Below are 6,310 nucleotides of genomic sequence, written 5' to 3' on the forward strand. Positions count from 1 at the left end.
TCCGTCCATGGCTTGCGGATCGCGCCAACCCCGCGCATTTTAGCCGCGTCAGCCGCTCCGTTCCGGACACCCTCCATGCCCACCGCGACGAAGATGAAAAAAGCCGAGATCGAGGAGTTCTTCGCGCGCCTGTCGAAGGCGCTGCCGGAGCCCAAGACCGAGCTCGAATACAAGAACCCCTATACGCTGCTGGTCGCCGTGGTGCTGTCGGCGCAGGCGACCGACAAGGGGGTCAACAAGGCGACTGAGAAACTTTTCAAGACGGTCGATACGCCCCAGAAGATGCTGAAGCTCGGCGAGGCTGGGCTCGTCCAGCACATCAAGACGATCGGGCTCTATCGCGGCAAGGCGAAGAACGTCATCGCGCTCTCGCATCTCCTCGTCGCGAAGCATGGCGGCGAGGTGCCGCATGATCGCGCGGCGCTTGAAGCGCTACCCGGCGTCGGACGCAAGACGGCCAATGTGGTTCTCAACATCGTCTTCGGCGAACCGACCATCGCGGTCGACACGCATATTTTCCGCATCGGCAACCGCACGGGCCTTGCACCCGGCAAGACGCCCCTCGAAGTCGAACAGGTGCTGCTGAAGGTCGTGCCGCAGGCCTACATGATGCACGCGCATCACTGGCTGATCCTTCATGGCCGCTACACCTGCGTGGCGCGGAAACCCCTTTGCCCGCAATGTATCGTGCGCGACCTCTGCAAGTTCAAGGCGAAGACGACGGCGACCTGAGGCGAGATCACGAGACGGGCGGCGATTTCTTCGCGACCACTTCGGCGAGACAGGCCGCCGGATCGGCAGGACCGCCCAGCGTCTTGCGCGCGTCGACAAAGGACGAGGCGAGCGCGCCGGCATCGGTCTTGTAGAAATAGATGAAGAGCGAACAGCCTTCGCCGCCATATTGCCAGACCTGGGCCTGCGGTTCCGCGCGTTTGAAAGCCGGTTCGCCGAGACGGGCCGAGAGCGCTTCGGGCGCGACGCCAAGCAGGGCCTGCGGCGTCAACGGACCGCCGCCGATTTCCCTCGACGGCTCGACCGATGCGAGGTCGCGGTTCGACATGCCGACACCGGAAGACCCTCCGCCCGAGGCGCAGGCAGAAAGCCCAAGGGCAACCGCGCCGAAAAACGCGAAACGCAGAACAGGCATCATGCGCGGCCGATCCTTTTCGAGGTGTGGACCATGAAGACGGTGGCAAAAAGCGGCGTGAGAAGGTTGAGGAAGGGGACCGTGGCGAAGGCCGCGATGACAATTCCGGCGATGAAGGTGCGCGCCCGGTGACGATTGCGCAGGGTGAGCGCCGCATCAGGCGTCAGATGCCGGAGCGCGACGAGCTCGAAATATTCGCGGCCGAGGAGATAGCCGTTCACGATCCAGAAAAGGGCGAGATTGATGCCGGGCACCAGATAGAAGGGCAGCGCGATGACGTTGACGACGATCAGCACGACGGTAAAGCGGATCGCGACCCAGAGCGATTGCAGTACAGGCTGGTCGCGGCCGGGCGGATCGGCGGGATAGTCCTGCGCCTCGATCTTCGCGGCGATGCTTTCGAGAAAAAAGCTCGCGACCAGCGAAACCACGGGATGGACGAGCGGGATCAGCACGACGACGCCGATGAAGCGCGCGATCCATTCGAGCGTCACGTCGAGCCAGGGCGTGTCGAAACTCGGCAGCGCATCGAGCGCCCATTGGAGCCCGGCGCCGAACAGAGCGAGAACGACGATCGTCAACGCCAGCGACAGCCAGAGCACGCGGCGGAGAGGGCGGGAGAAGGTTTCGCTCAAGGCGCGCAGCGCGTCGGACAGCATTGAACTTGCCTCGGTTTCGGCGGCTTTTGCGGGAGCTTAAAGGCTCGGATCGCTTTGTCCAATCGGCCGGGCTCCCTATACTGCCGCCCGCCTTCCCTTCTTCTTTATCGGCGATGAGGACCATGACCGAACTGAAATATGACGTCGCCGGCATCGGCAACGCGCTTGTCGATGTGATCGCCGATGCGGACGACCATTTCCTTGTCGCCAACGGAATCGAAAAGGGCTCGATGACGCTGATCGACACGGATCGCGCCGACGAACTATACGGCCGCATGGGGCAGGCGATCGAAATGTCGGGCGGCTCCTGCGCCAACACGATCGCGGGGCTTGCCTCGCTCGGCGGCAAGGGCGCCTTTTTCGGCAAGGTGAAGAAGGATCAGCTGGGTCAGGTCTTCGAGCACGACATCAAATCGCTCGGCGTCCATTTCCCGGCGCCGCTGGCCGAAGACGGACCGCCGACCGGGCGCTGCCTAATCCTCGTCACGCCCGACGCGCAGCGCAGCATGAACACTTATCTGGGGGCCGCGCAGAACCTGACGGCGGACGACATCGACGCCGACATCATCAAGGCCTCCTTCGCGACCTATATGGAGGGCTATCTCTGGGACCGCCCCGGCGCGAAGGAAGCATTCCTCAAAGCCGCGAAGATCGCGCGCGACGCCGGACGCATCGTTTCGCTGACGCTGTCGGATTCCTTCTGCGTCGCGCGCTATCGCGACGAATTCCGCACACTGGTGAAGGACGAGGTCGATCTTCTCTTCGCCAACGAGGCCGAGATTCTGTCGCTCTATGAAGTCGATCTCTTCGACGAGGCGCTTGCGCAGGTGAAGAAGGATTGCAAATTCGCGGCACTGACGCGATCGGAGGCCGGGGCCGTCATCGTCGCCGAAGGCGAGGTGCATGTCGTCGACGCCGACAAGGTGGCGAAGGTCATCGACACGACCGGCGCCGGCGACCTCTTCGCGGCGGGATTTCTCTACGGCCTGTCGCACGGCTATTCGCCGGTCCATTCGGCGCGTCTCGGCGCAATGGCGGCGGCCGAGGTCATCTCGCATTACGGCCCGCGGCCGCAGGTCTCGCTGGCAAAGCTTGCGAAGGAAAAGGGGCTCTGACGCCTCCCGTCATTGCGAGGAGCGACAGCGACGAAGCGAAGCAATCCAGTCTTTCTTCACGGCGAGCTGGATTGCCACGCCCCTGCAGGGCTCGCAATGACGATCCTGATTAGATCGAAAACACGCTAGAGCTTCCTGAGCGCCACGTCGCGGATGCGATGGTCGTCGCCCTTGCGCAGGATGAGCTGGGCGCGCTGGCGCGTCGGCAGGATGTTTTTGCGCAGGTTGGCGAGGTTGATCGAGGTCCAGATCGAATCCGCCGTGCGCACCGCCTCGTCGTCGGAGAGCTTCGCATAGCGATGGAAATAGGCCTTGGGGTCGCTGAAGGAGGTCGAGCGCAGGCTGAGAAAACGCTCGATATACCAGCGGCGGATCGCCTCTTCATCCGCATCGAGATAAATCGAGAAGTCGAAGAAGTCGGACACGAAGGGCTGCGGTTCCTCGCCTTCGGCGGGCTTCCAGGGCTGGAAGACGTTGAGCCCCTCGACGACGAGGATGTCCGGCTGATCGACGACGATCTTGTCGTCCGGCACGATGTCGTAGGTGAAATGCGAATAGACCGGCGCCTCGACGTTGCGCGAACCGGCCTTCACATCCGAAAGAAACTGGATCAGGCGGCGCACGTCGAAGCTTTCGGGAAAGCCCTTGCGGCCCATCAGGTCGCGCTCTTCGAGAATCCGGTTCGGGAAAAGAAAGCCGTCGGTCGTGATGAGATCGACCTTCGGATGGTTCGGCCAGCGGGCGAGCAGCGTGCGCAGGATGCGCGCCGTGGTGCTCTTACCGACCGCGACCGAACCCGCGACGCCGATGATATAGGGGACCTTTGCCTGGGCGCGGCCGAGAAAATCGGAGGTGACGCGGTAAAGCTCCTGCGTCTCCAACACGTAGAGATTGAGCAGGCGCGAGAGCGGCAGATAAATCTCGCTGACTTCATCGAGCGAGATGCGCTCGCCAAAGCCCTTCAGCTCTTCGAGTTCGGCTTCCGACAAGGGGAGCGGCGTATCCTTGCGCAGTTCGCCCCATTCGGCCGCCGTAAAGTGGCGATAAGGCGAAAGATGCGCGCGCTCGATCGTATCGCTCATTGTCCGGCTCCACGCGAGGCCTTCTCGTCGATGCCGGAGCGGCCTTCGCGGCGCTCCAGCTCGGCATAGACGGCGGCGGGCTCGATGCCGCGTTCGGCGAGCAGGACCAGCCAGTGATAGAGGAGATCGGCGGATTCGGAGACGAGGGACTGCCGGTCGCCCGAGAGCGCGGCGACGATCGTTTCGACCGCCTCCTCGCCGAGCTTGCGCGCGCAAAGAGGCGCGCCGCCGGCGACCAGCTTCGCGGTGTAGGACGACGCAGGGTCACCCGCTTTCCGGGAGATGATGGTCTCGAAAAGCGCATCGAGCTGGCGGGCATCGGCTGCCATGAGGCACCCCCTGCAAGGAGAACAGGCGCCGTTCCGGGCGGCTTGCGGCCCGGCACGGCGGCTTTCCCTAGCAGATTTGCCGGGGGGGCGCTATCGGCGAAAGCGCGGCGCTTGCCGGTCGCCAAGAATGGCGATCGGGCATAGGCTGGTTCATCCGGTCCGCGCCACACCAAGACGGCGGCGCGATTCGGCTGAAAGACAACACCCAGATCAGGAAGGCTCATGCCGCGCGCAGTATCGCCAGACACCTCATTGCGACCCTCGGCGCGACGGGAGGGCGCGGTCACCATCGGCGTCTTGCGTGCATTCGTGGAGGCCTTCGAGCATGGCAGCTTCTCCAAAGCGGCGCAGGAGCTCGGCGTATCCCAGCCGAACATTTCCAACCAGGTGAGCGTGCTGGAGCAGGCGCTGGGCATCCGGTTGATCAACCGCCGCGGACCGGCCCTGTCGTTGACCGACGCGGGTCGCGAAGTTTTCGTGCGCGCCAGAATCGCGCTGGCAAAGATCGCCGAGATCGAAAGCGTCTCCCACGATTTTCGGACGCTGCACCAGGGGCGTCTTGCCGTCGGCTTTTCAAGCCCTCAGATCCCGGTCCCTTTGCTCGGTCGGTTTCGCAACACCTATCAGGGCATCGAGTTGCTGACCCGCAGCGGTAATTCCGAGCAACTACGCCGGGATCTGCTGGACTGCCGTATCGATCTGGCGATGTTTTCCCTGCTGGAGCCCGACCGGCAACTCGCCTGTCATCTGCTGGCTGATCTCGATCTCCAGCTGATCGTCCGGCTCGAAGACGGCCGGTTCGGCGACAAGGTGCCTCTTGACCGCCTTGCCGAAGAGCCGCTGGTTTTCCGCGAGCCGGGCTCCGTGACCCGCGCGCTGACCGAAGCGACGCTCTCCTCATTTGGCAATTGGCGGGGTCCTGCGCTGACTGTCACCGGCAATGCCGCCGTGGTGGAGGCGGTCGCCGCGGGTCTCGGCGTTGCGCTCCTCTTTCGCGGCGAAGCCGGGAACGACCGTCGCGTGCGGGCCATCGACATTGCCGGAGCCGCCCCGCGCGCCGGATTTTATCTGGCGACATTGCCGGACAACCTCTTATTGCCCTCCATCGCCGCGTTCATCGAACTGGCGACATCAGATTAGTTATAACTGTCGTTGAAGTATCATCTATAGATGATATACGAGAGTAATGAACGTCCTTTTCATCACTCTCGACCAGTTTCGCGGCGACTGTCTTTCCTCCGCAGGCCACCCCCTTGTGCGCACGCCCAATCTGGATCGGCTGGCCAGGGAGGGTGTTCGCCTCGCGCGGCATTACAGCCAGGCCGCGCCCTGTAGCCCCGGCCGGGCGAGCCTCTATACCGGCCTCTACCAGATGAACCACCGCGTGGTGGCAAACGGGACGCCGCTCGACCGGCGGTTCGACAGTATCGCCAGGGCTGCCCGCCGCGCCGGCTTTGAGCCGCAGCTCTTCGGCTACACCGATCAAAGCATCGACCCCCGGGATGCAAGCGGGCCCGACGACCCGCGTCTGAGCCATTACGACGAAGTGCTTCCGGGATTCGCCGAAGCCTTCGCATTGCGTCCGGGTAGGCCCGACACCTGGATTGCATGGTTGCGGAGCCAGGGCTTCTCCGTGCCGGACGATGCCCTGGCGGCCATCGCCACGGAGAGCGAGCGCGACGAGCGCTTCAGTCTTTCCGCGTTTCTGACCGATCGTTTTCTCGAATGGCTGGAGACCCGGGACGGCCCCTGGTTCGCCCATCTCAGTCAGTTTCGCCCGCACGAGCCCTTCGCCGCCGCCGGCCGCTTTGCAACAGCCTACGACCCGGCGCAAATTCCCGCGCCCATCGCCGCATCCGAAACGCGGCATTGGCTGCATGACAGCCTGATGAGGCATCCGAAGCTGGCTGCTCCCGCCGATCCGCAGGAAATGGCTCGGGTGAGGGCGCAGTATTACGGCATGATCAGCGAGGCCGAC

Annotated in this window: 8 protein-coding genes; 4 read left to right on the forward strand and 4 right to left on the reverse strand. The window is 63.8% G+C overall.

Going from position 1 to position 6,310, the window contains the following annotated elements; all coding sequences use genetic code 11:
• Nucleotides 1-12: 12 nt before the first annotated feature.
• A complete protein-coding gene (gene nth / locus VMR03_RS16070; RefSeq protein WP_414693193.1) occupies nt 13-732 on the forward strand; it encodes an endonuclease III in 720 nt (239 codons plus the stop codon).
• A gap of 7 nt (nt 733-739) precedes the next feature.
• Here the strand turns inward: nth and VMR03_RS16075 are convergent, their stop codons facing one another.
• Nucleotides 740-1,150: a hypothetical protein gene (locus VMR03_RS16075; RefSeq protein ID WP_325406996.1), complete on the reverse strand. Its 411-nt coding sequence runs from the start codon at nt 1,148-1,150 to the stop codon at nt 740-742.
• Entirely contained in the window at nt 1,147-1,806 is a 660-nt protein-coding gene (locus VMR03_RS16080) for a sulfate transporter family protein (RefSeq protein ID WP_325406998.1), read from the reverse strand. The genes VMR03_RS16075 and VMR03_RS16080 overlap by 4 nt, the downstream gene beginning before the upstream one ends.
• 122 nt (nt 1,807-1,928) lie before the next feature.
• Here VMR03_RS16080 and VMR03_RS16085 point away from each other — a divergent pair, with 122 nt between their 5' ends.
• On the forward strand, nt 1,929-2,921 hold the full coding sequence (locus VMR03_RS16085; protein WP_325407000.1) for an adenosine kinase: 993 nt from the start codon (nt 1,929-1,931) through the stop codon (nt 2,919-2,921).
• A 125-nt stretch (nt 2,922-3,046) separates the two neighbouring features.
• On the opposite strand, the gene coaA is transcribed toward VMR03_RS16085, so the two are convergent.
• Both coaA and VMR03_RS16095 read right to left on the reverse strand, forming a co-directional pair.
• Nucleotides 3,047-4,003, reverse strand: coding sequence for a type I pantothenate kinase (gene coaA / locus VMR03_RS16090; RefSeq protein ID WP_325407002.1), 957 nt, complete (start codon nt 4,001-4,003; stop codon nt 3,047-3,049).
• Nucleotides 4,000-4,332 carry a phosphoribosyl-ATP diphosphatase gene (locus tag VMR03_RS16095; RefSeq protein WP_325407004.1) on the reverse strand — a complete coding sequence of 111 codons (333 nt, stop codon included), beginning with the start codon at nt 4,330-4,332 and terminating at the stop codon, nt 4,000-4,002. The genes coaA and VMR03_RS16095 overlap by 4 nt, the downstream gene beginning before the upstream one ends.
• A gap of 222 nt (nt 4,333-4,554) precedes the next feature.
• Here VMR03_RS16095 and VMR03_RS16100 point away from each other — a divergent pair, with 222 nt between their 5' ends.
• On the forward strand, nt 4,555-5,472 hold the full coding sequence (locus tag VMR03_RS16100; protein ID WP_325407006.1) for a LysR family transcriptional regulator: 918 nt from the start codon (nt 4,555-4,557) through the stop codon (nt 5,470-5,472).
• A 46-nt stretch (nt 5,473-5,518) separates the two neighbouring features.
• Nucleotides 5,519-6,310 (forward strand): sulfatase-like hydrolase/transferase (locus VMR03_RS16105; RefSeq protein ID WP_325407008.1); only part of this gene is annotated, 792 nt, incomplete at its 3' end.

It is taken from the genome of Parvibaculum sp., from assembly GCF_035511255.1.
In the GTDB taxonomy this organism is placed as follows: Bacteria; Pseudomonadota; Alphaproteobacteria; order Parvibaculales; family Parvibaculaceae; genus Parvibaculum.

What these genes read in the sequence shown, in the direction of transcription:
- coaA (WP_325407002.1), bottom strand. Translation starts at nt 4,003, where the DNA reads ATGAGCGATACGATCGAGCGCGCGCATCTTTCGCCTTATCGCCACTTT.
- VMR03_RS16075 (WP_325406996.1), bottom strand. Translation starts at nt 1,150, where the DNA reads ATGATGCCTGTTCTGCGTTTCGCGTTTTTCGGCGCGGTTGCCCTTGGG.
- VMR03_RS16095 (WP_325407004.1), bottom strand. Translation starts at nt 4,332, where the DNA reads ATGGCAGCCGATGCCCGCCAGCTCGATGCGCTTTTCGAGACCATCATC.
- VMR03_RS16080 (WP_325406998.1), bottom strand. Translation starts at nt 1,806, where the DNA reads ATGCTGTCCGACGCGCTGCGCGCCTTGAGCGAAACCTTCTCCCGCCCT.
- VMR03_RS16100 (WP_325407006.1), top strand. Translation starts at nt 4,555, where the DNA reads ATGCCGCGCGCAGTATCGCCAGACACCTCATTGCGACCCTCGGCGCGA.
- VMR03_RS16085 (WP_325407000.1), top strand. Translation starts at nt 1,929, where the DNA reads ATGACCGAACTGAAATATGACGTCGCCGGCATCGGCAACGCGCTTGTC.